Source organism: Pedobacter suwonensis (assembly GCF_007833675.1).
GTDB lineage: Bacteria > Bacteroidota > Bacteroidia > Sphingobacteriales > Sphingobacteriaceae > Pedobacter > Pedobacter suwonensis.
Genome location: NZ_CP031708.1, coordinates 428,939 through 452,413, shown reverse-complemented (window position 1 = coordinate 452,413; position 23,475 = coordinate 428,939). Strand labels below are relative to the sequence as shown.

At 38.3% G+C, this 23,475-nt stretch carries 19 protein-coding genes; 8 read left to right on the top strand and 11 right to left on the bottom strand.

Annotated features, from left to right (window positions below; translation table 11 throughout):
• Positions 1–381: 381 nt before the first annotated feature.
• The 3 genes from DV942_RS01775 to DV942_RS01765 form a co-directional block, all read right to left on the bottom strand.
• Positions 382–1,335 carry an MlaD family protein gene (locus DV942_RS01775; protein WP_090979618.1) on the bottom strand — a complete coding sequence of 318 codons (954 nt, stop codon included), beginning with the start codon at positions 1,333–1,335 and terminating at the stop codon, positions 382–384.
• Positions 1,336–1,502: 167 nt separating this feature from the next.
• Positions 1,503–2,279, bottom strand: a complete 777-nt coding sequence (locus DV942_RS01770) for an N-acetylmuramoyl-L-alanine amidase family protein (protein WP_134203639.1) — start codon at positions 2,277–2,279, stop codon at positions 1,503–1,505.
• Between the two features lie 12 nt (positions 2,280–2,291).
• On the bottom strand, positions 2,292–3,155 hold the full coding sequence (locus DV942_RS01765; protein WP_145861545.1) for an N-acetylmuramoyl-L-alanine amidase family protein: 864 nt from the start codon (positions 3,153–3,155) through the stop codon (positions 2,292–2,294).
• Positions 3,156–3,319: 164 nt separating this feature from the next.
• Here DV942_RS01765 and DV942_RS01760 point away from each other — a divergent pair, with 164 nt between their 5' ends.
• The 6 genes from DV942_RS01760 (at position 3,320) to trxA (ending at position 10,161) form a co-directional block, all read left to right on the top strand.
• Positions 3,320–5,890, top strand: coding sequence for a putative LPS assembly protein LptD (locus tag DV942_RS01760; protein ID WP_244278696.1), 2,571 nt, complete (start codon positions 3,320–3,322; stop codon positions 5,888–5,890).
• 4 nt (positions 5,891–5,894) lie between these two features.
• Complete coding sequence (locus tag DV942_RS01755) at positions 5,895–7,139, top strand: competence/damage-inducible protein A (RefSeq protein WP_145854764.1); 1,245 nt, start codon at positions 5,895–5,897, stop codon at positions 7,137–7,139.
• Between the two features lie 56 nt (positions 7,140–7,195).
• Positions 7,196–8,554, top strand: a complete 1,359-nt coding sequence (locus DV942_RS01750; RefSeq protein WP_145854762.1) for a dihydrolipoamide acetyltransferase family protein — start codon at positions 7,196–7,198, stop codon at positions 8,552–8,554.
• An 82-nt stretch (positions 8,555–8,636) separates the two neighbouring features.
• The gene (locus DV942_RS01745; RefSeq protein ID WP_145854760.1) at positions 8,637–9,251 is read left to right on the top strand and encodes a hypothetical protein; all 615 of its coding nucleotides are present in this window, start codon (positions 8,637–8,639) and stop codon (positions 9,249–9,251) included.
• Positions 9,252–9,625: 374 nt separating this feature from the next.
• Positions 9,626–9,835: a hypothetical protein gene (locus tag DV942_RS01740; RefSeq protein ID WP_145854758.1), complete on the top strand. Its 210-nt coding sequence runs from the start codon at positions 9,626–9,628 to the stop codon at positions 9,833–9,835.
• A gap of 29 nt (positions 9,836–9,864) precedes the next feature.
• Positions 9,865–10,161 carry a thioredoxin gene (gene trxA / locus DV942_RS01735; protein WP_145854756.1) on the top strand — a complete coding sequence of 99 codons (297 nt, stop codon included), beginning with the start codon at positions 9,865–9,867 and terminating at the stop codon, positions 10,159–10,161.
• On the opposite strand, the gene pdeM is transcribed toward trxA, so the two are convergent.
• The 4 genes from pdeM to DV942_RS01715 all read right to left on the bottom strand — a co-directional run bounded on the left by pdeM (position 10,158) and on the right by DV942_RS01715 (position 16,258).
• Positions 10,158–10,796, bottom strand: a complete 639-nt coding sequence (gene pdeM, locus DV942_RS01730; RefSeq protein WP_145854754.1) for a ligase-associated DNA damage response endonuclease PdeM — start codon at positions 10,794–10,796, stop codon at positions 10,158–10,160. The two genes, trxA and pdeM, sit on opposite strands and share 4 nt — an antisense overlap.
• A 71-nt stretch (positions 10,797–10,867) precedes the next feature.
• Positions 10,868–13,345 carry a ligase-associated DNA damage response DEXH box helicase gene (locus DV942_RS01725; RefSeq protein WP_145854752.1) on the bottom strand — a complete coding sequence of 826 codons (2,478 nt, stop codon included), beginning with the start codon at positions 13,343–13,345 and terminating at the stop codon, positions 10,868–10,870.
• Between the two features lie 292 nt (positions 13,346–13,637).
• A complete protein-coding gene (locus DV942_RS01720) occupies positions 13,638–15,227 on the bottom strand; it encodes an ATP-dependent DNA ligase (RefSeq protein ID WP_145854749.1) in 1,590 nt (529 codons plus the stop codon).
• The gene (locus DV942_RS01715) at positions 15,224–16,258 is read right to left on the bottom strand and encodes a ligase-associated DNA damage response exonuclease (RefSeq protein ID WP_145854747.1); all 1,035 of its coding nucleotides are present in this window, start codon (positions 16,256–16,258) and stop codon (positions 15,224–15,226) included. The genes DV942_RS01720 and DV942_RS01715 overlap by 4 nt, the downstream gene beginning before the upstream one ends.
• Positions 16,259–16,412: 154 nt before the next feature.
• On the opposite strand from DV942_RS01715, the gene DV942_RS01710 reads away from it, so the two are divergent.
• On the top strand, positions 16,413–17,024 hold the full coding sequence (locus DV942_RS01710) for a SatD family protein (protein ID WP_145854744.1): 612 nt from the start codon (positions 16,413–16,415) through the stop codon (positions 17,022–17,024).
• The gene (locus DV942_RS01705; RefSeq protein ID WP_145854742.1) at positions 17,024–17,734 is read left to right on the top strand and encodes a DUF3307 domain-containing protein; all 711 of its coding nucleotides are present in this window, start codon (positions 17,024–17,026) and stop codon (positions 17,732–17,734) included. Before DV942_RS01710 ends, DV942_RS01705 begins: the two co-directional genes overlap by 1 nt.
• Before the next feature lie 31 nt (positions 17,735–17,765).
• On the opposite strand, the gene DV942_RS01700 is transcribed toward DV942_RS01705, so the two are convergent.
• The 4 genes from DV942_RS01700 to DV942_RS01685 all read right to left on the bottom strand — a co-directional run bounded on the left by DV942_RS01700 (position 17,766) and on the right by DV942_RS01685 (position 23,469).
• Positions 17,766–19,934 carry a S9 family peptidase gene (locus DV942_RS01700; protein ID WP_145854740.1) on the bottom strand — a complete coding sequence of 723 codons (2,169 nt, stop codon included), beginning with the start codon at positions 19,932–19,934 and terminating at the stop codon, positions 17,766–17,768.
• Positions 19,935–20,032: 98 nt separating this feature from the next.
• Positions 20,033–20,680 (bottom strand): DUF4412 domain-containing protein, encoded by a 648-nt coding sequence (locus tag DV942_RS01695; RefSeq protein WP_090979586.1) that lies wholly within the window; start codon positions 20,678–20,680, stop codon positions 20,033–20,035.
• Between the two features lie 22 nt (positions 20,681–20,702).
• Positions 20,703–21,479 (bottom strand): enoyl-CoA hydratase/isomerase family protein, encoded by a 777-nt coding sequence (locus tag DV942_RS01690; protein WP_145854737.1) that lies wholly within the window; start codon positions 21,477–21,479, stop codon positions 20,703–20,705.
• 1 nt (position 21,480) lies between these two features.
• Positions 21,481–23,469, bottom strand: coding sequence for a ComEC/Rec2 family competence protein (locus tag DV942_RS01685; protein ID WP_186462394.1), 1,989 nt, complete (start codon positions 23,467–23,469; stop codon positions 21,481–21,483).
• Positions 23,470–23,475 lie beyond the last annotated feature (6 nt).

Here is a 23,475-nt window from a genome sequence, read left to right as displayed (position 1 = left end):
CTAAATTTATCATGAACTTCCCGGCTGGATTATCCAGATTCATAAATTTATAGATTCTTATGTGCTGCCATCATTTTAAAGTTGCGGTCTTTGCGACTTATCTTTGCGCGCTTTGAGGTTAAAAAATACACTATTTCAATACCTCTCAGTTTACGCTGTGTTTATTCTCAATTAAAAAATAGGAACTATGTATTAACCTCTATTTCAGTTTTTTAAGATCCTTCACTGCGTTCAGGATGACAGATAAGCATTCCGCTTCGCTTGTACGCTGTGTTTATTCTTGGTGCACGCTGTGGCAAAAAGAGTAAATTGTAATTTATTTAAACTACAAAAAAGCCTCGCAATTTACACTGCAAGGCTTCCTGAATTATAAAGTTAAATTTACTTATCTTTTTTATTACCACCACCAAATACAGAGAAGTGAACATAACGTTTAGGGTTAGCTTTTAAGTCGATCATCAGTTCATCCAGATTTTTTGAAGCATTATTTAAATTCTGATACATTTTATCGTCATTCAATAACAAGCCTAAACTGCCTTTTCCACTTTTAATTCCTGATATTACGCTTTGTAAATCAGCAATTGCATTATTTGCATTATCTAAAGTTTGTTTAAAGTTAGCTGCTGCAAACTTATCAGTAACCGTATTGATGTTCGTTAGGATATCACTTATTTTTTGATTGTTGTTATTTAAGTTGGCCGTAATACCTTCAACGTTTTTGAAGATGGCTTCAATACGGGCGCTTTCCGAACCAACCAAACCATCAACTTTTTTAGAAGTTGTTTCTAAAGATGCTAATGTACCTGCTATGCTATTAAAGCTTCTATCAACATTTTTTTGGAAGTTAGGATTTAGGATAGAATTCACACTACTTAAAATAGAGTCCATCTTACCAATAATTAACTCCGCTTTCTTTTGAACCGGTTGAACCTGTTCCATCAGGCCTTTTTCAACATTGGCATTTAAAGTGTATCCGTCTTCGGCCATTTTTTTCGAGTCACCTAACGACATTACAATAGCTTTGCTTCCCAACAAATCCGTACCTTCTAAACGGGCAATACTATTTTCAGGAATTTCATACTTGCTATTGATGCTTAAGGTGGCAATAATGCTACCATCTCCCTGTAGTTCCAGTTTAGCTACCCGGCCAATCTGATAACCATTAATAAGTACAGGTTTTGATACCGTTAAACCATCAACCCTTGTGTATTTTGCAAATAATGTGGTTTCATTTGAGAAAATTGAATTTCCTTTTAAAAAGTTATATCCAATTATCAATAAAGCAATGGCAAATGCAGCTAAAATACCGACTTTGGTTTCGTTCTTAATCTTCATGAGTGTTTTATTTAATGGTTACAAGTGTTGATGTATCGCTTCTTCACTTGCAAGAGCGTAAATGTTTTATTGTACCAAACCCTATAAATACACAAAGGCGGCACTATTTGTTTGGTATCTGTTTTATATTTTTCCAAAGTTAAGATAACTATCACTTATAATGCCAGTTATTTAACCTCAATATTTTTTTTGTATGTTTTTATGGCTTCTAAAATAGAACTGGCAATCTCATTCTGCCCGTTTTGTGAGTTAATGTATTTTTCTTCCTCGGTATTTGAAATAAAGCCTACTTCTGTTAAAACGGCAGGCATGCCACAGCGTTGCAATACTAAAACTCCCTGTTCTTTAACCCCACGGCTCATTCGTTCGTCCCTTTTGATGTAACTGTTCTGTATTAATTTAGCAAATTTAATGCTTTTGTCTCTAAAGGTATTTTTTAAAAGCGAAAAAAGAATAAAACTGCTGGGGTTACTGGGATCATAACCATCGTACTTACTTTTGTAATTCTTCTCCAATTTAATATCGGCATTTTCCCTGATGGCTGCATCTTGTTCCTTTAACCGGTGAGAGCCCGCCACAAGTGTTTCTACCCCTTTGATATGTTTGTTGCCTGGTGGCATCGAATTACAGTGGATGGATATAAAAAGATCTGCATTGGCTTCATTAGCTATTTCTGCACGTTTGTATAAATCAACATCTACATCGGTTTTGCGCGTAAAAATGACTTTAATTTCAGGCATTTCGTCGTTTAATAACGCCCCTAATTTTAACGCTACTTTCAGGGCTATATCTTTTTCTTTCGAAAAACTACCTGATGCGCCGGGTTTTCTTCCGCCATGACCGGGGTCAATAACAATTGTTTTGATCTTATAGCCCTGAGCGGGTGCTTTTTGAACAGCCAGTAACGAAAATAAGATGATTGTGATCAGCAGTTTAAACTTCATGCAGGCAGGTTATTAAAATGATGTTTCGGCTATACGTTTATAATTTTTAATTGCTTTAACAATTCCACTTACAATTTCATTTTGTCCCTCAGGAGAATTCATGTAATCTTCTTCTTCAGGGTTACTCACAAAACCTATCTCAGTTAATACTGCTGGCATTGCTGCACGTGCCAATACCGCAAGGCTTTTTTCCTGTACCCCTCTGTTGATGCGTCCGGCATTTACATATTCCTGTTGGAGCAATGATGCAAACTTTAAACTTCTTTCTCTGTTGGTTTGTTTCATTAAGGATAACATAATGTCACTCTCAGGGGTATTCGCGATAAATCCCTCATAGTTTTTCTGGTAATTCTCTTCCAGAAACATCGATGCATTTTCCCGTTTTATCACTTCATCCTGCTCCCCTAAACGGCCCGTCCCGGACACAAAAGTTTCAGTTCCCCTGGTTGAAGTACTTTTAGAGGTAACCGTACGGTAAACCGGTACTTTTCTGCCTCTCACTTTTTTATAATAATCTACCACTCTGGATACCCTAACCGGCATATCATTTAAGTGAATGGAAATAAATAAATCTGCTTTTGCATTATTTGCAATGTTGATCCGCTCATAAAGCGGAATAAACACATCAGTCTCACGGGTATAAATCACTTTTATATCTTTTAAGCTATCCTGAAGAGCACGACCAAGGTTTAACGCGGTTTTAAGCGCCACATCTTTTTCCTTTGAATACACCCCGTGAGTTGCACCGTCTTTACCACCGTGACCGGCATCTATCACAATTGTTTTAATTTTATAACCCTGTGCAAGCACTTGATTATCAGTTAAATTTGATAGCGTCAGATAAATAATAATGGTTAAAATGGATTTAAGATACATCAATGGTATATTTTTCACTAATTTTGAACGTTTTTGATTAAACATTTGTGCAAAAATAACATTCAAATACGAATTTGAAACCCCTCAAGAGCTCTATTTTTCTAATATCTGTCATTTTATTAACACATGTTGTTAGTAAAGCTAACGCATTTTCTCGTTTTTCATTGCAACAGATCGTTCAGCAAGACACTGTCAAAAAAGATTCAGTTAAAAAGACAGGTAAAAATAATAGTAGTATCGACCAGAAGGTTGAATACAAAGCCGAAGATTCCGTTAAAATGAGTGCTGACAAAAGCATTGTCTATTTGTATGGGAACGCAAGGGTGGTATATGGTGATTTTGAGCTGGACGCGGCTTATATCAAATATGATAAAAAGCAAAATTCTATTTATGCCCGTGGTGTTAAAGATCCAAAAACCGGTAGGTATACCGGAAAACCTATCTTTAAATCCGGTGCTGAAGGCACTGCGATTGCCGATTCTATTTTTTACAATTCAGAAACAACCCGGGCCAAAGTATATGGCGTTTTTTCTGAACAGGAGGGCGGCTTTTTCTCCGGTGGGCAAAGTAAAAAACAAATAGATGATGAACTACACGTTAAAAACGTGATGTACAGTACCTGTAACCTTCCTCATCCGCATTTTGGGTTGATGATTTCTAAAGGGGTAGTAACAGAGAAGCAGATCATTACCGGTCCGGTTTACATGATTATTGAAGATGTCCCCACCTTTTTAGGTTTGCCATTTGCATTTTTTCCTAAACCGAATAAGCGAACGTCGGGTGTTATCCTGCCTACACCGGGTGAAGACGCAACGAGGGGCTTTTTCTTGCAAAACGGGGGGTATTATCTCGGATTAAATGATTATTGGGATGCTAAACTTCTCGGTTCTATTTATACCAACGGTTCTTATGAAACAAGTTTACTCAGTAACTATACCAAAAGATATAAGTTTAACGGTAATATTAACCTTGCCTACGCTAGCTTTAAAGATGGTTTGGAAGGGACTGATGCATTTAACAATCCGACCAAAAACTTCAGTATTAACTGGAGCCACAGTCAAAATGCCAATGCTAACCCAGGTACAACGTTTAGCGCAAGTGTAAGACTCGTTTCAACAGGAAGAAAGGGATATTATAGAAATACAGCAGCCGGGACTACTTATGATATTAATACCATCGCTACTAACTCAACAAGTAGTAGCATCAGTTATGCAAAGGCCTATTCAAACGGTATGAATTTCTCTTTGGCTGCATCAAGTGATCAAACCTTAAGTACCAGGGCGATATCACTCAGACTGCCGGAAATGACCTTTAACGTGCCTACTTTTAATCCGTTTAGTTCTAAAAGCGCTGTCGGCGAACAAAAATGGTATCAAAAAATTACAGTGGGTTATAGTTTACAAGGAACAAACCGCATCGACACTTTTGATAGTTTGCTGTTTCAAAATGATGGTTTAAAACGGCTAAGAAGTGGTTTTGCGCACAGTATACCGTTAAATATGTCGTTTACGGCCCTTAAATACCTTAATTTTAGTTTGGGCGGCACCTATAACGAGGTATGGAATTTTCAGAGTGTGAACAGAAGATATACGAGTTTTGCCGATAATACTTTTTCTTTTAGGGAAGATACCGTTAGTGGTTTTAAAAGAGCCGGTAGTTATAGCTTATCAACAAGTATGTCGACGAAAATATATGGCAGAAGGGATTTTAATCCTGCAGGTAAGATTCAGGCATTGCGTCATGTAATGACGCCAAACGTATCTTTTTCTTATTCACCAGATTTTACAAAAGCAGGTGCCGGACCTTTCCGACCGGCAATAGATCAGAATGGAAATCAGATTTATACCAGTGGACAGCCTTTAAAGTATTCTATTTTTGATGGCATGGCGCAGCAAGGCTCGTTTGGCGGTCCTAATGCATCTATCGGTTTTGGCCTGGATAATACGGTAGAATTAAAGGTGAGGAATAAGAATGATACAACCGGAACAGGGTCTAAAAAAATTCCGATCATTCAAGGTTTGAGTTTCAGTGGCTCGTATAATTTCCTGGCTACATCTTATAAGTTGTCTACAATTGGTTTTAGCGGACGGTCTCAGTTCACCGATAAATTAGGGATAAACTATAACGGAACATTAGATCCATATTCGCTAGCGGCCGATACCATACCAGGTTCTACACGCCGGATCAGACAAGATCGTTATTTCTGGCAAAGTGGTAAATTTTTGCCGCGCCTGGCCAATTTTGGTTTCTCATTCGACTACAGTTTAAATCCGGAGGCTTTGAAACGTAAAAATGAGGCTAATGACAAGTTAGGGGCGGCGGCCAACAAGAAGGGACTAACAGATATACAGTCTGAACAGTTAGCCGCGATCAGCCGCGATCCGAATGCATTCGTTGATTTTAACATTCCCTGGAATTTCTCATTCTCCTACAGTTTTCAATATTCAAATGATGGAAACATTAATACCGTTTCGAATACATTAAACTTTAATGGTGATGTTAATTTAACACCAAAATGGAAGATTACCTTTAATTCAGGATACGATTTTAAGAACAACGGTTTAACGCCTATGAATTTGGCTATTTACCGCGACTTACATTGCTGGGATATGAGTGTAAACTGGGTTCCGTATGGTGCTTATAAAAGTTATTCCGTAACCATAAAGGTTAAGGCATCTATATTACAGGACTTAAAATTGAGCAAAAGACAGGGTTTTTACAACACATACCGATAAATTTATGCTAGCCGAAATTATTACCATTGGCGATGAGATACTCATTGGCCAGATCGTTGATACCAATTCTGCATGGATGGCTAAACAGTTAAATTTAATTGGGGTTGCCGTTAAGCAGATTACCTCAGTTTCTGATGACGAACAGCATATTTTAGAAGCACTCGAACTTGCTGAGAAACGCGCAGATCTGATATTAATTACCGGTGGCCTGGGACCGACCAAAGATGATATTACTAAAAAGACTTTGGCAAAGTATTTTAATATGGGCTTCCGCAATGACCCCGCTGCATTGGAAATGGTCCGTCAGATTTTCGAAAAATATAAGCGCCCGTTATTGGATATCAATATACAGCAAGCCGATGTCCCTGATGGTTGTGACGTTATTGTCAATAAAAATGGTACTGCACCCTGTATGTGGTTTGAACAAAATAATACGATTTTTGTATCAATGCCGGGCGTACCTTATGAGATGATGTATCTTATGGATGACGAGATTCTTCCAAGGATTACAAAGCGATTTAAGCTGCCGTTTATTGTACATAAAACTATTCTTACGGCAAATATCGGAGAATCATTTCTGGCCAAAGAGATTGAAGAAATAGAGGATAACCTGCCGACACATATCAAACTCGCATATCTGCCAAAATTGGGACAAGTTCGCTTACGCTTATCGGCCAAAGGCCATAGCGAAGCAGAATTGAATAAAGAAGTTGAGAATTACGCCAGGCAGATCATTTCTAAAGTGAATAAGTTTGTGGTAACGGATGAAGATATTCCAATGGAAAAAGCGATTCTGGATCTGATGAAAAGTAAAGGGGTCACTTTATCAACGGCTGAAAGCTGTACTGGCGGATATATTGCACATTTAATTACGCAGCATCCCGGATCTTCATCAGTTTATTGGGGCGGGGCTGTAGCATACGCTTACGAACTTAAGGAATCCATTCTGGGTGTAAAAGAAAGCACTTTAAACACTTTCGGTGCAGTAAGCGAAGAAACCGTAACTGAAATGGCGGAAGGAGCAATTAAACATTTCAAAACGGATTATGCACTTGCAGTAAGTGGTATTGCGGGTCCGGATGGTGGGACAGAAGAAAAACCGGTTGGTACGGTTTGGATTGCAGTTTCTTCAAAACACAAAACGGTCGCTAAGGTGTTTAATTTCAGTAACAAACGGATTCAAAACATCGAACGTTCTGCCGCTTCGGCGTTAGCGATGTTATTAAATCTCCTTAAAGAAACAGTTTAGAAAGAATAAAAACTGTATTTTTGTCGCGTTACCAATATATAATACTGTAATTTAATATGGCTCAATACGAACTACTGTTACCAAAAATGGGTGAAAGTGTTGCAGAAGCAACGGTGATTAAATGGGTAAAACAACCTGGTGATGTTATTGAATTAGACGATACCATTTTAGAAATCGCTACTGATAAGGTAGATTCTGAGGTGCCGTCGCCGGTTGCCGGTAAATTGGTAAAACAATTATTTGCTGAAGATGAAGTTGCCCAGGTAGGGGATGTAATTGCCATTATCGAAACGGAAGGTGGCGACGCTCCTGAAGTTGAAGCGCCTGTTGCAGAAGAGCCAGTGGCAGAAGAAAAGATCGCTGCTATACCTGGAATTGAACAGTTGCCTGATGAGGATCATGCGGTAAACACAACCGACTTTAGTTCATCCGATCGCTTTTATTCTCCTTTGGTTAAGAGCATTGCAGCCCAGGAGAATATTTCATTGGCTGAATTAGATGCCATAAAAGGTTCTGGTGTTGACGGACGTTTAAATAAAGATGACTTATTGGATTATATTGCCCGGAAAAATAGTGGCACCACAAAAACGGCTACAGTGGTATTAACTCCACCTGCTCCACCGGTTAACGAAGTTGTACTTCAAAAAAATGATCAGTCCCCACAAACTCCATCTGTAAATAAACCTTCTACCACAAGTGTTAATGGTGCAGATGAAGTTATCGAGATGGATAGGATGCGCAAGCTCATTTCCGATCATATGGTAATGAGTAAAGCAACATCACCGCATGTTACTTCTTTTGTAGAGGCAGATGTAACCAACATGGTATTGTGGCGCAATAAAGTCAAAAACAATTTCGAGAAACGTGAAAATGAAAAAATAACGTTTACCCCAATATTTGTGGAGGCGGTTGCCAAAGCTATTAAAGATTTCCCGATGATCAATGTTTCGGTTAATGGGAACCAGATCATCAAAAAAGGGAATATCAATATTGGTATGGCCGCGGCTTTACCAAGTGGCAACTTAATTGTTCCGGTAATTAAAAACGCTGATCAGCTAAACCTGGTAGGCTTAACCAAGGCTGTTAACGATCTGGCTGCAAGAGCAAGAAATTCAAAGTTAAAACCTGACGAAACGCAAGGCGGAACTTTTACCTTAACCAATGTAGGTAGTTTTGGGAATGTGATGGGGACGCCGATTATTAACCAACCCCAAGTCGCTATTTTGGCGGTAGGTGCGATCAAAAAGAAACCTGCCGTATTGGAAACCGAGCATGGTGACGTAATTGCGATCAGGCACATGATGTTCTTGTCGCTATCATATGATCACAGGGTTGTAGATGGTTCGTTAGGAGGAATGTTTGTGCGTAGGGTGGCAGATTATTTAGAAAGCTGGGATCTAAACAGGGAAATTTAATCATTTCGCAGGTTTCAATTAACGGCTTTTCAATTGGTGTAATTCACAAAATTAGAACAACCTAGTAGTTAAACAATCAATAATGTTAGCTTCAAATTTAAAATCAATAGTTTCAGATAATGTGTTGCATGCCAAATGGTTAAATACATTATCTTATATGGAAAATGCAGGTGCGAAGAAGATCTCCGCTTCAGAACATAAAGAAAATGTAAACCTCATTATTCTTAAACATGCTGCAGAAGAACACCGTCATGCTTACTATTTAAAAAAGCAGATTTCGAAGCTTGATGAGGCTCTTTGTAAAACTTATACCAACGCCGAGCTGTTATCGCCAAATCATACCAAATATTATTTACATGCTTTAGATATTGCTGTTTGTCGTTATTTAAAAGCTGTATTTAATCTTTCTGGTTATGATTTAAAATTTGCTGCTTACTTATTTGTTACCTATGCCATTGAAGTTCGTGCAGATGAGTTGTATCCAATTTATCAGGCGGTTTTAGATGAAGCAAAAAGTAAGGTAAACGTAAAGTCAATTATCCTAGAAGAAGAAGGGCACTTGGAGGAAATGATGAACCAACTGGTTAGTTTTTCTGATGATTGGGAAAACCATGCAGCTGAGGTCATTAAAATTGAAAAGGCTTTATTTGATAATTGGGTTGCCGCCTTAGCCGCAGAACTGCCTGTAACTGCTTAATTCTATTAGTTTTAAACTGGTATAATTAATGAAAAGAATCAGTTTTGCTGAGAATAATGATAAAAAAGAATTTGTAATCTCCTCAACTAAAAATTGGTTCTTTATTATTGCTTTTGCACCATTTTTGTTGGTATGGCTAGCTGTTGAACTTTTTTTTTCGATCATAATCCTTGCTAATCTAAAAGCCATAAGCTCATTAAGTATTTGGTTCTTAAGGATGGACTGCAATAGGGCTGTTCTTTATTAAAACATGGCTTTGGGAAGTATTTGGCAAGACTATTTTAAGTATTCAAAACAACAAACTCATCATTAAAAAGAAATTTGATTTTATTTCTTCCTCAAAATATATTAGTTTAACGGGAATAACTGATTTAATGATATTGAATAAAGATATCGAAAGCACCAGATATTTTACGATACCCAATTACTTATTCTCAACCAATACAAAATCAATCATCTTTAATGATGGTTCTTCTAAAATTACTGCAGTAGACTGGATCAATCAGGAAGATGCAGAACTAATTATCAAAATATTGAGTGAGTCAATAGAAGTAGCAAGATCTCATAAAAACCAATCCAGCTAACCTTTGTTTTCTTAGTAAATATAATTATCATGTCTAAGTTTTCAGATTTAATTAACGGTGATAAACCAGTGCTGGTCGACTTTTTCGCGGAGTGGTGCGGTCCATGCAAAATGATGAAACCGATCCTGGAACAATTGAAATCTCAGGTAGGCGACTCGGTATCGATTATTAAAGTAGATATCGATAAAAATCAGCCAGCGGCTTCATCGTTCAATGTTCAGAGCGTTCCTACCTTAATTTTGTTTAAAAAAGGAAAGCAGGTATGGAGGCAAAGCGGTGTACTGCAGGCGTCGCAACTGAAACAGGTGATTGAAGCCCATGCTTAAACTTCCAATACATTTTTTGGCGTGACTGCAAATATACGCTCGCTTGTTTTAGGATAGATATTATAGAGTCCGGTAAATAAACTGAATGCAGGTAAAACGGCGTATTCCTTTCCAAAATAAAAGCAAGGGAATTTTAACCTTTGCTTTGCTTTCCCGACTATGGTAACCCCTGGATGTATGTGTCCGCTAATGGGGTATAATTCATCTTCGGTACATTGTGGAGCATCATGAATAAAACAAAACGGCCCCAAACAAAAACTGGGTTCATGTATTTCGATGCCCATTTCCGCATAATTCGCGTTCGAAAGCCTGTCGTGATTTCCTTTTACCAATAAAAAATTAAGTTCCTGGTATTGCTTTCTCCAAACAGAAAACTCTTCAATGTCTGTATTTAAACCATGGTGAAACATATCACCATTGATCAGCAATGTTTCAGGCTGATATTGCTTAATTAACCAGCTTAAACGTTGTAAATCTGTCTGGGCAATGGTTGCCGGCACTTGCAAACCGGCCTGACGAAAATGGGCAGATTTGCCCAAATGTAAATCGCTTATTGCTAAAAGCTGATGTTTGGGTAAGAACAAAGCCCTTTCTTTATCTAAAATCAACTCTTCACCCTGGCTTATAATGGTCATTTATTTACGCTATTGTCATCCTGAGCCTGTCGAAGGATCTTTTAATTTTAGACAGGTTACAAGAAAATGTTTTATCTAATTCTCTCTGCTTCGGCTTTCATTCTGGCAATCCGTTGCTCTAACTCTTCAGAACTCATGTTTTCGCGTAAACTGTCCACTTTAATAGGAAAAGACAGTGGTGTGAAACTTTTTGGATTGGTGATAATAATTGCTCCATTTTGAATTCTTTCTAAAGCGGCTGCCAATCTGGGTTCTTCCAGTTGTTGGTAAAAAACCTCATCGTATGCCTGTCGCAAAAGTAAATTATGTTTGTCATAATCGCTAAAAACATTAAAAAACAGACCAGCAGATGACTGGAGGTGTTTATTGGCGACATATTTGCCAGGATAGCCCTGAAAAACGAGTCCGGAGATGCAGGCAATATCTCTGAATTTCCTTCTTGCCATTTCAGTTGAATTGATACTTTGTGTAATATCTTCAGTTAAATTTTTAGGTGAAAAAACTTCGTAGGCAATCGATTCGTCCATAGGGATTTCTGTTTCACTTAAAAGTTCAAAACCATAATCGTTCATGGCAATAGAAAAACTGATAGGCAATAGTTTACTCAGGCGATAAGCCACCAGGGCCGCCAAAACTTCATGTACCAATCGCCCCTCAAAAGGGTAGGCAAAGAGGTGAAAATCTTCTTTATTGTTAATAAGCTCTATCAGTAACTCGTCGTTTTTGGGAACATGGGAACGTTTTTCCTGTAATAAGAATAGTGGATAGACTGTGTCTAATTCCTCATCCTGATGGGTTTTGTCCAGGGCTTCATTATATTTTTTTCTTAAAACTGATCCTAAATTGGAAGATAGGGGTAAGCGACCACCATTCCAGCTTGGAGAAATAGCATTTTTCTGTTTACTCACCCGCACAACAACGGTCATGTCTTTCACCTGAACAAACTCCAGAACCCTTCCGGCTAGGCGGAAATTATCTCCGGCTTTTAACCGGGTTACAAAATATTCTTCTACCATGCCGATATAACCGCCAGAAATGAATTTCACTTTCAACATCGCGTCACTTACAATGGTTCCGATATGTAACCTATGCCGCATGGCCAGTTGTCTGCTCTTTACTTTCCAAAGTCCGTCTTCATCTTTAATTACTTTTTTGAATTCGGTATAGGCACTTAAACTATCTCCTCCTGAAGTAATAAACTGCATTACCCAGGCCCATTCTTCAGGTAATATAAGTTTAAAGGCATGGGTATTCTTAATCTCTTCGTAAATAATTTTATCATCAAATCCATCGCCTATGGCCAGCGTAACCAAATATTGGATCAAGGTATCAAATACCATAATAAAGGGTTCACGGCTCTCTATATTGTTTGTTTTGGCAGCTTCTTTAATCGCTGCCGCCTCAACCAGCTCTAACGCGTGTGTTGGTAAAAAATATATTTTGGAAATTTCATGAGGGGAGTGACCGGAGCGTCCTGCTCTTTGCAAAAACCTGGCAACACCTTTTGGCGATCCTACCTGAACCACTGTATCAACGGGCTTAAAATCTACGCCCAGATCTAATGATGAAGTAGCAATAACAGCTTTGAGCTGTCCCGTATGTAGTGCATCCTCAATCCAGTTGCGGAGTTCAAAATCTATCGATCCATGATGTATGGCAATGCGTCCTGCAAGTTCGGGTTCAATGTTCAGCAAATGCTGGTACCACATTTCCGATTGTCCGCGGGTATTGATGAAAATTAACGTCGTTTTACTTTTCTCTATAATGGGTAAGAGCTTATAGGCAAGCTTTAAACCCAAATGCCCCGCCCAGGGCAATGTATCGATATCATCAGGCAGAATGGATTTAATCTGGATTTTCTTTTCCAGATCGGCCTTAACAATCACTCTTTTGGCTGCTAAATCCGGCGTCAATACATCTAAAGCCTCCTCAATATTTCCAATGGTTGCTGAAATTCCCCAAATCCTCAAGAATTGGTTTTTTTCCAGCTTTTGTAAACCTTTAATACGGGAAACGGCTAACTCAACCAGTACGCCCCGTTTGCTGCCCAAAAGTTCGTGCCATTCATCCGCCACAATGCATTTAAGATTACGGAACAGTGTTGATGAGCCTTTTTGTGCCAGCAACAGGTGCAGGCTTTCCGGGGTTATCAACAGAATTTCGGGCATCGATTTTTTCTGTTGTACTTTTTCTGCCTGCGAAGTATCGCCATTTCGTACACCAACGTGCCAATCCAATTCCAGTTCCAGTAAAGTTTCGCGCATTGCCCTCGCAATATCTTTGGCTAAAGAACGGAGTGGGGTAATCCAGATCAATTGTAAACGGTCTTTTGCTTTTTTATTATGGGTTGCTGAAGCATTTAAAGCTTCAATTACTACCGCCAAAAAAAGTGAAAATGTTTTTCCAAAACCAGTAGGCGCGTTAACCAAACCGCTATAGCCATTAAGATAATACTGCCAGGCATCTTCCTGAAATTGAAAAGGCCTGCGTTTATTTGCCTTTAACCAGGCTTTTATCTTTTTATAACCTTTGGTTTTGGTTTGGTCCATTCTTAATGTCTTTCCTTGTAGGTTTTATATTGATAATTTCAGGTTCTCTTGTTCGTTTTGAAAAGCAATAACAGTGGTTCTTCTGTAACAACAGTCCCGCCATATGCTTTACCTTTTTTGCAATTCTTTATTGTAACATTAATTATATTAAGCAAAAAAGGGTGCCGCTTCTGTCGGGTTTAACATTGTCAGGCCAGTCGTCCAAATTAAATCTTTCTCATCTGTTTATATCCCAAAGACCGGAATCTTCAAGTTGATGTAATGGTCTGTGGTGACACAGACCATGGAGACGCTAAAGTGTTGATTGCAATAGCTGCCTCAAATCCTCCAAAGTATTAATCTCATCAGCTTTTTTATCTTTTCGCCACCGCAATATACGTGGAAAACGTAAAGCTAAACCTGCCTTATGTCGTTTGCTTTCTGCAATTCCCTCAAACGCAATTTCAAAAACCAGTTCGGGTTTTACGGTGCGTACCGGACCGAATTTTTCAATTGCATTACGGTTTACAAAAGCATTTACTTCTTTAATTTCTTTATCTGTTAAGCCGGAGTAAGCTTTGGCAATCGTCACCAAATTTTCGCCGTCACGAACGGCAAAGGTATAATCAGTAAAAAAATTAGCCCTTCTTCCACTTCCTTTTTGCGCATAAATCATTACTGCATCAACGGTATAGGGGTTAATTTTCCATTTCCACCAATCGCCACGTTTTCTTCCGCTGTGATAGTGAGAATTTAATTTTTTAAGCATAATGCCTTCACTGTTAATGGAACGCGAGGTTTGTCTTAAATCTGCCAGCTCCTCCCACGAGCTGCAATTGATCACAGGAGATATCATCACCGGACTTTCGTCTAAACCACCGATCAGCTTTTCTAATGTATTACGCCTTATGCTTAAAGGTTCTTCCCTGAAATCCTTAGCTCTATATTCTAAAATATCATAAACAAAAAATCCGATGGGCGCATCGTCCAGTTGTTTTTTACTAATCGTTTTCCGGTTTAAACGCTGTTGTAATGTGCTAAATGATAAAACCTGTTTATCTTGTACTGCCAGTATTTCGCCGTCTAAAACTACACCATCAGGCAGAACATCGATCATAAAATGCAATTCGGGAAACTGTTCTGTAACCAGTTCTTCTCCACGGCTCCAGATAAAAAGTTCTCCATTGCGCTTTACAATCTGCCCGCGGATACCATCCCATTTCCATTCGGCCTGCCATTCAGCAATATCGCCTAGTTTTTCGGGCTCTTGCTCCAGTGCATATGCCAGGCAAAAGGGGTAAGGCCAGGAATTATCTGTATTTACATGGATGCCATTAATCAGCTCATGAAAGGTAATTTCATAAGGGTTCCATTTTCCCATAATACTGTGCATAATCTGAGCGCTATCTAAGCTGCTTTGTTTGGCCAAAGCATTCACCAGCATTTTATTGGACACACCAATCCTGAAATTACCCGAAATCAATTTGTTAAAGATAAAACGTTCCTGCGTTTCGAGTTTATTCCAGGCACTTAAAATAAAATCTTTTTTGGTTTCATCATCTTTACCTTCTAAATCGTGCAAATCTTCAACCCATTTATGTAGTTGAAAGTCAGAGGTATTCTCAGCAGGGGGCAATAGTAAGGCAATGGTTTCGCTTAAATCGCCAACATTAGCATAGCTTTCAGCAAATAACCATTCTGGTGTTTGGGTAATGTCTATCGCCCAGTATTTCAACAAGGCTGATTTAATTGGTCTTTTAGGTTTCTTACCCGTAAATAAGGCTATTACCCATACTTTATCTTTATCGTCGGCATAGTTAAAATAATCAACCAGGGCCGCGATTTTATCGTTGGTTTTATTGCTCAGTTCGAGCTGCTGGATCAGTTTTGCAAAGCGTTTCATGGTTGTTTATTTTCGTTCTGCCCGGCTAAATCAACTTTGTTTTCTTCATCATCTTCCTGGCCAAACCTGGTTAAAACTTCTGCTGCTTCTATTCCCTCATCATTTAAAAAGCGGCTAAAAGCGGCTGTAAAACCGTGTGTGACATATACTTTTTCGGCACCTGTTGCAGTAATGGCTTCCATTAAGCCAAGCCAGTCTGCATGGTCGCTCAGCGCAAAACCGGCATCAGCACTTTGCCAGCGGCGGTGTGCCCGTACCTGCATCCAGCCAGAACATATACCGGTAACCGGGTGGGATAAATTTTTGATCCAGCGGCTATCGCGCATGGCGGGCGGTACAATTACAATTCCTTTCTGTAACTCGTCTTTTGTGGTTTCAGGAGTAATCCTAATGGTTTTGGGAAGCTTTACACCAGCTTCTATAATCACTTCATTAAGGTTGGCAATGCTGTTATGTACATAAATAGGGGTATTGCCGGCCAGGTTTTTAATTAAACGCTGCGCTTTGCCCAAACTATAGGCAATTAATACACTTGTTTTCTGTTGATTGATGTTATCATTAACCCAGTTCCTTATTCCGTTGAAAACAATTTCCTGTTTTTGCCATTTGTAAACCGGCAGACCAAAAGTGCTTTCTGAAACAAAAGAATGACATTTTACAGCCTCGAATGGTGTGGTGATGCCATCATCTTCAATTTTATAATCACCAGAGATGACGCAAATTTCACCTTTATATTCCAATCGCACCTGTGCAGAGCCAATAATATGTCCGGCCGGAAAAAAAGAAATATTTACGCCATTACGGGTAATGCTTTCTCCATACTCCAGTGTTTCTACGTTTAAATCTTCACTGATCCTGCGTTTGATGATGGGTTTGGTTAACGTATGGCAGAGGTAGTATTTATTTCCGAAACGAACATGATCGCTATGGCCGTGTGTAGTTACTGCATAATCTACAGGCCACCAGGGGTCTACATAAAAATCACCCTGCTTACAGTAAATTCCTCTTTTGGTAAATTCTATTAATGCCATAGCTACTTAACAATAAAACCAATGATTAGTTTTGGATGATTATCGGCTAAATACCCGATAATTTTAAATATCGGCTAAATACCCGATAATTTGAAATATCGGCTAAATACCCGATATTATTTTAAAATATGAATAATAAGTTCGATATTGTAATATGATTTGTATTATAACAGGTGATATTATAGGCTCAAGAAAAATTAAAGACAGCTGGTTATCGGACCTGAAAACGGGCTTAAAAGCAGTCTCTGATCATAGTGGTAAGTGGGAAATTTATCGGGGAGATAGCTTTCAGTTAGAAGTAGGACCAGAAAATGCCATCAAAACCGCGGCCTATTTAAAAGCCTGCATCAAGGTAAATAAACCTGCAGATGTACGAATGGGAATCGGAATTGGAGCAATAAAAACTAAACGTAAAAAACTTTCAGAATCCAGTGGAGATGCTTTTGTGTATTCAGGAGCGGCTTTTGACAGTTTAAAACAGGCTAAGGTTAATTTAGCAGTTAAAACAGATTCTGCTGATTTTGACGAGGAAATTAATGTTTTAATCAAGTTATCGTTGATTGCGATGGATAGTTGGGGTGTTGTAGCTGCCGAAATGGTAAAAATGGCCCTGGAAAATAACGATTTATTGCAGAGCGAACTGGCCGCTATTTCAGGCCGGACGCAATCATCGGTTAGTGAAGCATTAAAACGCGCACATTACAGCGAAATCATGGAAATGGACAGGATTTACCGTAAAAAATTGAAGCAAATGATTTTAAAATAATGGACATCTATTTAATCAAACTTATTCTTGCCCATTTAATCGGGGATTTCTTTTTGCAGCCTAATGCCTGGGTAAAAGATAAGGAAAGGAAAAAATTAAAGTCAGGCAAGCTCTATTTGCATGTAATGATCCATGTGGCTTTGATATTTATTGTTTTTTTGAGCTTTGATGTTTGGAAAACGGCATTAACAATAGGTGTAATCCATTTGATTATTGATGCGCTAAAATCCATCTTTCAAACCCAAAAAAATGCACGGATACTGTTTTTTGTTGATCAGGTTTTGCATTTCAGCTCGATTGTAGCTGTATGGCATCTTTTCTATAATGGAAGTTTAAATATTGTTTTTTTAAACAATCCGCACACCTGGCTACTTATTTCAGGCGCCTTATTTTTAACCCTCCCTACATCAATTATCATGAAAGTGATTATTGCTAAATGGATTCCTGATAACCAGCCTGACAGCCCTAAATCTTTGGAGAACGCGGGCAAATACATCGGGATATTGGAAAGGACTTTGATTTTTCTGTTTATTCTTACCAACCATTTTGAGGCCGTTGGTTTTTTACTTGCAGCGAAATCCATATTCCGGTTCGGTGATTTAAAAGAAAAACACGATCTCAAATTAACCGAATATGTACTGATTGGAACTTTGTTAAGCTTTGGTATCGCCATTGTAACGGCCATGCTGATTCAAATGTTTATTGCATAAAAAAAGCAGCCCGAAAGCTGCTTCTAAATTTCTATCTTGCTCCCGGAGGGCAATTTTCTTTTAAAAACTTAGTGTAGGTTAAAGATAAGTGTTTGCTGGTACCTTCACCTTCAGAAATGCTGTGAGTACGGTTTGGATAGCTCATCAGTTGAAAAACCTTTCCGTTTTTAATTAACTCATTAATCAGCATTTCGGCATTTTGATAATGCACATTATCGTCGCCCGTGCCATGGATATACAACAAATTGCCTTTTAGGTTTTTAGCATGTGTAATTGGCGAACCTTTAATGTATGCCTCTTTGCTCGGAAAAGGTGTACCCATATAACGTTCCTGATAAACATTATCATAGGTTAACTGATTACCAACCGCCGCAATAGCAATACCTGTTTTATAAATTTCAGGATATTGGAACATCAGGTTTAATGTAGAAGAGCCGCCTCCGCTCCATCCCCAAACCGCTACACGGTCTTTATCCATATACGCATGGGTAGCCAATAATTTTTTAGCGGCCATTGCCTGATCGCGGATATTAATTACACCAATATTTTTATAGATGCTTTTACGCCAGGCGCTCCCTTTCGGAACAGGTGCACCTCTATTATCCATTGAAATATAGATATAACCATCTTTAGCCATATCGCCGTCATATAAATGATTTGTGCCGGCACCGTCAACATCCAGCGCTGTTGCACCTGCAGGCTCACCATATACATAAAATAAAACGGGATACTTTTTATCTGGATTAAAGTTATCCGGCTTTTTCATCCACCCATCCATTTCAATTCCATCTTCGGTCGTTACTTTAAAAAACTCAACCTTGTTTTTCGATACTGATTGTTTCGCCAGTTGCGAAGTAATGCTTCCATCCATTGTAAATGGATTTCCGGTAGTAAAGTTCATCCATTCTGTAATGAATCTAACAACCGAACTGTTATAAGAATGGCGGGCAAAAGCCGCATTAGGTGAAATGTCGTAATTGTGGGTGCCCGGTAAAACAGATGGTGTAACCTGCTCCAGCTTACCTTTTCCATCCAATTTGGTTTTAAAGAGATATTTCTGGGTTGCATTTGTTGGCGAGGCCAGGAAATAAACCTGGTTATTTTTTACATCAATCAGTTTTACATCAATTACATCATAATTACCTTTCGTAACCAATGTTTCTTTCTTCCCATCCAAACTAACCCTGTACAGGTGGTTCCAGCCATCTTTATCTGATACAATGGTAAACTCTTTGTTATCGTTTAACCATTTCCATTCATCCTGTGCATCAATCCAGGCTTTGGCTTTCTCGGTATAAACAGCTTTTGCTGATCCCGTAGCTGCATTACAGATAAATACGATACTTTCATTCTGCTCACGGTTCAGCTGCTGTAAAATAATATTGTTACTGTTGGGTACCCACTGCATGCGTGGAATATAGTGCTGAATATTATCACCAGGAACATCTAACCAGTTGGTTTTGGCTGTTGCAATATCAACTACGCCAACTTTGCAGGCAGATGGGTTTTGCCCCACCTTTGGATATTCTACAGGAATGGTAAATGGATAAATAGAATCGGTATTATTGATCATTAAGAAATTTTTGATCTTGGTTGCATCCAGCTGCCAATATGCGATAGATTTACCATCCGGACTCCATCTAAAGCCATCCCGGCAATCAAATTCTTCTTCATAAACCCAATCGAAAGTACCATTAATCATGCGTTCTGTACCATCAGTTGTTAAAGCTTTGGCCCCGGTACCATCAACATTTTCTACATATAGGTTATGTTTGCTTACATAGGCTACTTTGCTGCCATCAGGCGATAATTTGGCAAACATTAATGATGAGGCTGGTTTGTCTTTTCCAATCTGGGTAATCTTATTCGCGGTTAAATCAGCCAGCCAATAATCACCACGGGTATCGTAACGCCAAACTTTTTTACTGTTGGTGTAGATTAATGCTTTTGTACCATCGTCAGACAGTTGAAAACTCCTTACCGGAATGGCATTAGCTTTTCCGGCAGGTGTTAACAATGCCCTGGATATGACTGTTTTTCTATCACCTTTAGGGAGGGCAACCGAAATAATTTCTCCATTTGCAATCTGATAGTAGGAATTACCATCTTTTGCCCAGTTGATATTTTGAGCTTTTGCATCAATAAGCGAACAAAATGCTATACAAGCAACTGATAATCTGAATAATAATTTTTTAATCATATATAATTTTTGGACATAAAAAAAGCTTTTTAACTTTCGGGCTAATTTAAATAAAAAGCCTGCAGTTAAAAAGCTGTAAATTACCTTGAATTGGTTAATTATTCACCACCACCTTGCATGGCTTTCAAATCCTCCATAGTTACTACTTCATAACCGGCAGGCACTTCAGTATTAATGGCACCAACTTTGGCTTCAGAAAGAGATTTTAAAACCAGGTCAGAATTTACACCGTTAATTAATGCAGAATATTTTACAGGAAGTGCACCCAAGCCTTTAAATAGGCCTCCACTTGTAATTGCAGCAATATCAACATCTTTTGTTGCCCATAATTCATGCGCTCCGCCTTTGTCATCTTTGTAGGTATACTTTTCTGCATTAAATCCGGCAATGGTCTGTTTTTCGCCAGTTGCTTTATAATCAGAATATTTTGGCATTAAAGCTTCCTGTGCTTCTGTTTCTGCTTTGCTCACCTTTACTGCAAACTGTTTTTGAGCTACCGGAACATCAATCAATAATAATCCGGTTTTATCCGCTGTATTCGAAATGATATTTACCAGGGCGGGGCCATTTTCAATTTCGATTTTAGTTAAGTTGCCATTAAATTTAGTTTTAACTTCAGTTGTGGTACCATTTGCCGTTACAGCAAATACTAAAGTACCTTCAGCAACTTTCTTTTGTGCATGGGCAATTATAGCTGTACTCACCAAGATTAAAGCTACAATGCTGGTTTTGATTGATTTGAACATGTTTTTATTGTTGTTAAGTTATTTACCAATTAATTTTCTCTTTATTTAAAAATGACGAGATCCCTTTTTTAAAATCCTCACTTTCTCTTACCCTCGCATTAATCTGTACTGCGGTTTCCAAACTCTTTTCTAAATGCAGATTAACCGTTTGGGTAATCAGCTGTTTGGTTATCATCAGCGAATTGCCCGAACTTCCTGTACACAAACTTAATGCAAATTCTCGTGTTTTTTGATGGATATCGGATGAATTTGTTACAAAATTGATCAAATTATATTTTAATGCCTGCTCCGCAGAGAAAGTTTTGCCGGTTAGTAAAATTTCTTTGGCGATGGATTCGCTTACCTTCTGTTTTAAAAAACAGGAAACTATAGCCGGAACAAAGCCGATTTTTACTTCGGTATAGCCAAAATTACTTTCAGGGGTTGCAAAAATGATATCGCAAACGGTTGCCAAACCACAGCCACCGGCAATAGCATGTCCCTCTACCTGAGCAATCACAACCTTTGGCAGATAATAAATCGTTGTGAAGAGTTTTTTTAAATGATTGGAATCGGCTACGTTTTCTTCAAACGTATTGTGTTGTAATTGTTGAAGATAGGCCAGGTCTGCACCTGCGCTGAACGCATCGCCATTTGCATTTAATATGACCACTTTCACCAGATCATCTTCTGATGCCCTTATAAATGCTGCAGTTAACTCGGCAACAAGTTGTGGGTTTAGCGCATTTCTCTTTTCGGGCCTGTTGATTGTTATTGTTGCTATCCTTTCAGCAACCTGATATAAAACCAGATTTTCCATGTTATTGGCTTAGTTGCACCAAATATGCTTTATTTTTCTTTAAAACATATACATCTATATTATTATTCTCGAATTCTTTTTTAAAGATCCAAATTTTATAATCTTTATTGGTCGCATCTATTATTGCCGTTTTATATTTAATATCTCGGTGTATTTTTGCTAAATTAAATTTTGTATTTCCACTTATCCAGATGCTAGAAAAGCTGGCATTTCCATTGATCTCTTTATCATTCAAATCTTCATCAACCAGGAGCATTTTATATTGAAAAAAGGCAATATGATTGTTGTTTGATACGAAGCGCTTTAAAACAGTGTCTTTTTTTAAACTTATAAAATGTATGTTATCTACCTGCAGCTGAGATAATGCAGGTTCAACCGAAAAGGTATAGTTTTTATCTTCACGATTTAAATCCGAAACCAAAACCGCTTCCTTTCCATCAATAAAGGCGGCCGCATAATTTTTTCTCAACGAAAAGAAAATAATTTTCCGCTGCTGAAAAACCATCAGGTCATCGCGCAAAATCAAAAGTTGATAACAGACAAATAAGAATAAAGAGCCAAATAAAAATCGCTTGTTAAGTTTTGTCAATGCATAAATGAACATGCCCAGCGAGCAACTCAATAACATAAATTCTGGCCGATCAATCCATATGGATGAAAAGCTGGCGTATGGCAAATTGGCGATCCAGTTTAGCACTGCATTTGTAAAATTTATAATCCATTCGAATACCGGAGCCAGAAATCCGAACGATGGGATTAATACAGCAATCCCTAAATACATCATTAATATTAACGGAATGGTTATGAAAAGATTAGCAAATAAAAAATAAAGGGGGAATTGATGAAAATAATAGATACTCAATGGAAATGTGACTATTTGCGCAGCAAGAGACATAGATGTCAGACTCCATATTTTATCCAACCAACCACTATCAGTGTAGAGAAGCTTGTATATTTTGGGCTGAAGATAAATCAGGCCAAATACGGCGAGATAGGAAAGTTGAAAGCCCACATCCCAGATTAAAAATGGATTGTAAACGAGTTGACAAAATGCCGAAAAGGCCAATACATTGTAACTATTGGTTTTCTTCGATAAAACTTTGGCCGCGATTAAAATACTGATCATGATGGCTGAACGGACGACAGAGGGCGATAAACCGGTAATCAAGGCATATCCCCAGATCAAGGTGCAGATGAACATCAGTTTCAGTATTCTTAACGTCCGGTTATTATTCAAAAAGAAAAACATAAAATCCAAAATGACATAGATGATGGCTACATGCGCCCCTGAAACGGATAAAGCATGAATGGTTCCTGTTTTGGAGTAAGCCGACAACGTTTCTTTACTTAAATCAGCACGGTATCCTAAAATAAGGGTAGAGGCCACGGCAAAAGCCTCATCACTTTTAATCAAACTTCTATATTTTGCAACTTGCCTTTCCCTTAAGCTTAAGGCTATTTTTTTGATCGGATTGCCAACGTTGTTTTTGGTGCTAGTCATGTGATCCTGACCTATAAATGCCTGATGATAAATATGCTGACTGGCCAGCCAAGCCTTAAAGTCAAATTCTGCAGGGTTGTATGGAGGTTCTATTTCGGTGTATCTAACTGAGATCATCATTTCATCGCCGTATTTTATCCTGAGGGGTTTCAGGCTATCTAATTTGACGTTCAGCAACAATTGGCCTGATGCCTTGATCTGCTTATCTCTCCGATACCCGGATAGTATTTCAACCTTTAAGCGTACAATATCATGATTCTGTTGAGGTTCGCTATTTACCCAAACTTTAAAATGATTGCACCCGCCGTTTGCAAAGTAGTTTTGTTTTAACCTTTCATTTTTGAGCAGGCAAAATAAGCCACCAAGGCTGAGGAAAAAAATGTAAATTAAAAAACCAACGGTGCCTTTATAACGGTATACATTGTATTTTTTATAAACAACATTTAAGAATAAGAGTCCTGTTAAAATAGTGAATACAATTATGATCAAGCATTT

Coding starts and splice junctions, on each gene's coding strand:
- DV942_RS01775 (WP_090979618.1), bottom strand. CDS start 1,335: ATGAAGATTAAGAACGAAACCAAAGTCGGTATTTTAGCTGCATTTGCC.
- DV942_RS01770 (WP_134203639.1), bottom strand. CDS start 2,279: ATGAAGTTTAAACTGCTGATCACAATCATCTTATTTTCGTTACTGGCT.
- DV942_RS01765 (WP_145861545.1), bottom strand. CDS start 3,155: ATGTATCTTAAATCCATTTTAACCATTATTATTTATCTGACGCTATCA.
- DV942_RS01755 (WP_145854764.1), top strand. CDS start 5,895: ATGCTAGCCGAAATTATTACCATTGGCGATGAGATACTCATTGGCCAG.
- DV942_RS01750 (WP_145854762.1), top strand. CDS start 7,196: ATGGCTCAATACGAACTACTGTTACCAAAAATGGGTGAAAGTGTTGCA.
- DV942_RS01745 (WP_145854760.1), top strand. CDS start 8,637: ATGTTAGCTTCAAATTTAAAATCAATAGTTTCAGATAATGTGTTGCAT.
- DV942_RS01740 (WP_145854758.1), top strand. CDS start 9,626: ATGATATTGAATAAAGATATCGAAAGCACCAGATATTTTACGATACCC.
- trxA (WP_145854756.1), top strand. CDS start 9,865: ATGTCTAAGTTTTCAGATTTAATTAACGGTGATAAACCAGTGCTGGTC.
- pdeM (WP_145854754.1), bottom strand. CDS start 10,796: ATGACCATTATAAGCCAGGGTGAAGAGTTGATTTTAGATAAAGAAAGG.
- DV942_RS01725 (WP_145854752.1), bottom strand. CDS start 13,345: ATGGACCAAACCAAAACCAAAGGTTATAAAAAGATAAAAGCCTGGTTA.
- DV942_RS01720 (WP_145854749.1), bottom strand. CDS start 15,227: ATGAAACGCTTTGCAAAACTGATCCAGCAGCTCGAACTGAGCAATAAA.
- DV942_RS01715 (WP_145854747.1), bottom strand. CDS start 16,258: ATGGCATTAATAGAATTTACCAAAAGAGGAATTTACTGTAAGCAGGGT.
- DV942_RS01710 (WP_145854744.1), top strand. CDS start 16,413: ATGATTTGTATTATAACAGGTGATATTATAGGCTCAAGAAAAATTAAA.
- DV942_RS01705 (WP_145854742.1), top strand. CDS start 17,024: ATGGACATCTATTTAATCAAACTTATTCTTGCCCATTTAATCGGGGAT.
- DV942_RS01700 (WP_145854740.1), bottom strand. CDS start 19,934: ATGATTAAAAAATTATTATTCAGATTATCAGTTGCTTGTATAGCATTT.
- DV942_RS01695 (WP_090979586.1), bottom strand. CDS start 20,680: ATGTTCAAATCAATCAAAACCAGCATTGTAGCTTTAATCTTGGTGAGT.
- DV942_RS01690 (WP_145854737.1), bottom strand. CDS start 21,479: ATGGAAAATCTGGTTTTATATCAGGTTGCTGAAAGGATAGCAACAATA.